This is a genomic window from Streptomyces sp. UNOC14_S4 (assembly GCF_020740835.1).
Classification (GTDB): domain Bacteria; phylum Actinomycetota; class Actinomycetes; order Streptomycetales; family Streptomycetaceae; genus Streptomyces.
Genome location: NZ_JAINFC010000818.1, coordinates 1 through 2,179, shown reverse-complemented (window position 1 = coordinate 2,179; position 2,179 = coordinate 1). Strand labels below are relative to the sequence as shown.

General features: G+C 71.9%; 3 protein-coding genes and 1 pseudogene. 2 read left to right on the top strand and 2 right to left on the bottom strand.

Going from position 1 to position 2,179, the window contains the following annotated elements:
* Positions 1–209 precede the first annotated feature (209 nt).
* On the bottom strand, positions 210–755 hold the full coding sequence (locus tag K6I34_RS36090; RefSeq protein ID WP_229332249.1) for a DUF4232 domain-containing protein: 546 nt from the start codon (positions 753–755) through the stop codon (positions 210–212).
* A 212-nt stretch (positions 756–967) separates the two neighbouring features.
* Between K6I34_RS36090 and K6I34_RS36085 the strand changes: the two genes are divergently transcribed.
* Positions 968–1,582, top strand: a complete 615-nt coding sequence (locus K6I34_RS36085; protein ID WP_229332250.1) for a phosphoribosylanthranilate isomerase — start codon at positions 968–970, stop codon at positions 1,580–1,582.
* 57 nt (positions 1,583–1,639) lie between these two features.
* Entirely contained in the window at positions 1,640–1,834 is a 195-nt protein-coding gene (locus K6I34_RS36080; protein WP_229332248.1) for an SCO3870 family protein, read from the top strand.
* Between the two features lie 88 nt (positions 1,835–1,922).
* On the opposite strand, the pseudogene K6I34_RS36075 reads toward K6I34_RS36080, so the two are convergent.
* Positions 1,923–2,179 (bottom strand): annotated as a pseudogene (locus tag K6I34_RS36075) (SAM-dependent methyltransferase); the annotation flags it as partial.

Sequence of the window (2,179 nt, the reverse complement as noted above, 5' to 3'; positions counted from 1 at the left end):
GCCACCGCGTCAGCTCCATGCCCGCCCCCCGGCGTCACAGCCCCGCCCGACCGGGCAACCGTAGCCACGGCTTCCCGGTGCGCACGGGCTTCGGCTGCCCGTCTCACCCGAATGGGGAGGCTGCGCGCGGGTGGCTGTGCGCCGGGGCGCGCTCCCGGCCACCTGGCCGGTGACGGCGTGCCGCGTTCCCCCCTGCGGCAGGGTTCCCCCTACGGCAGGCTGATCCGGTAGGCGAAGGCCGTCACGTTCAGGTCGCCGTTGGTCACCCGCTCCGGGAACGGGAGGGTGAGGTGGGTGGTCGAGGCCGGCGGCGTTATCTCCAGGTAGGAGGCGTGCACCACGCGCGGGGCGTCGGCGACGGCCCACGCCAGGTCGGCCTCGGCCGACTGACCGGGCTCGAGGAAGAGGGTCCGCTTGCCCGGGTCCTGGGCGAAGTAGGTGCTGCCCCAGTGGGTTTCCGTCACGAGCGGATGGTGTTCCGCGTCCTCCAGCCCGAGTCCCGGGTAGCCGCGCAGCGCGCAGGTGCGGCCGGAGGTGTTCGTCAGCCGGAGCAGCTTCCCCCGGTGGGACATGCCGACCTGTGCGGGGTCGGTGTCGGCGAGCGAGGCCCGCAGGCCGGTCGTCCGACAGGTGGGTGTCGCGTCGGTGGACGCGGCCGACGCCGCCTGGGCACTGGTACCGGTGAGTACGGTGCTCGCCGCGAGTGCGGTGGCCGCGAAGGCCACCGCGGCTGCCTTCCGTAGGGTGTCGCGCATGATGACGTGCTTCCTTTCCGTCTCCGTGTGACGTTCCGTGTGACGCGGGGTTCCGGGTTTCCGGAATCCGTCCGGCGTTCTGCCAGTCGATCACCACGGCACGGCCGGGAACACCCCCTGTTCCGGCCATTCGGACATTGCTCCGCTTTCCCATACGCTGCACGGAACGGCCTGCCGCGGGCGGTGCCGCAACGTGCCGGGGAGTGAGTGAGCTGTTCATCAAGATCTGCGGGCTGCGGACGGCCGAGGACGTGGACGCGGCCGTGGCCGCCGGGGCCGACGCGGTGGGGTTCGTCTTCGCCGAGAGCCCGCGCCGCGTCGACGCCGGGACGGCGAGGGAGCTGGCCGCGCGGGCGGGCGAGGGAGTGCTGACCGTCGGGGTCTTCCGCGGCCAGCCGCTGGAAGAGGTACGGGAGCTGTCCGCCGCCTCCGGCCTGCGCGCCGTGCAGCTGCACGGCGACGAGGGCCCCGAGTACTACCGGGCCCTGCGCCCGGAGGGCTACACGCTGGTACGGGCCACGGCACCCACCCCCGAGCGCCCGGAGACATGCGGTGCGCTGGGGGAGGACCTGCTGTTGCTGGACGCCCCGGCACCGGGCGCGGGACGCCCCTGGGACTGGAGCGACCCACGGTTCGTCCCGCCCGCCGGGCGCTGGCTGCTCGCCGGAGGACTGGACACGGGCAACGTCGGCCGGGCCGTACGGACGCTGTCACCCTGGGGCGTGGACGTCTCCAGCGGTGTCGAGGTACGGCGAGGTGTGAAGGACCCCGCGCTGATCGGAGAGTTCGTCCGTGCCGCCCGGGAGGCCTCTGCCGCGGGTGGCTGACGGCACACCCGTACAGTCGACGGTGATCAAGTAGTTTCACCGATGGGAGGAAACGGGATGAAGCAGGTCCCCTTCGGAGCTCTGTGCGCGGCGCTCGTGGCACTCGGGACCGCGTTTGGATTCCTCGCGATCCAGCTGCGCACAGTCGGCTATGAGCAGTACGTCGAGGATGTGGCCTTCATATCCATCATGATCTACTTCACCGCGGTCATGACCGCGGTGACGTGGGCCCGGGCCCGCCGGACCCGCTGAGCCGAGCACCCGTCGGCGAGCGGAGGGCCCGGCCGAACCGATCGGCCGGGCCCTCGCCCTCAACGCCCCGACACCGGGCCTCGTCGCGTCAGACGCGGTCGGCGGCGATGAGGAGGTAGTGGAAGCTGCCTTCCTTGTACGCCGTCAGGAACGGGTCCTCGACCCCCGTGGCCAGTGACGACTTGGCGCGCAGTTCCCAGTAGGGGATCGCGGTGGGGGTGAGGTCGACGACGTGCATGGGGACGAGGCCGTTGGCCGCCATGGCCTTGAAGTAGGCGCTGCGCGGGTGGATGTTGCAGGTGTAGTGCTCGTCGATACGGCTGACGGCCTTGGAACGGCCGCCGG

Coding starts and splice junctions, on each gene's coding strand:
- K6I34_RS36090 (WP_229332249.1), bottom strand. CDS start 755: ATGCGCGACACCCTACGGAAGGCAGCCGCGGTGGCCTTCGCGGCCACC.
- K6I34_RS36080 (WP_229332248.1), top strand. CDS start 1,640: ATGAAGCAGGTCCCCTTCGGAGCTCTGTGCGCGGCGCTCGTGGCACTC.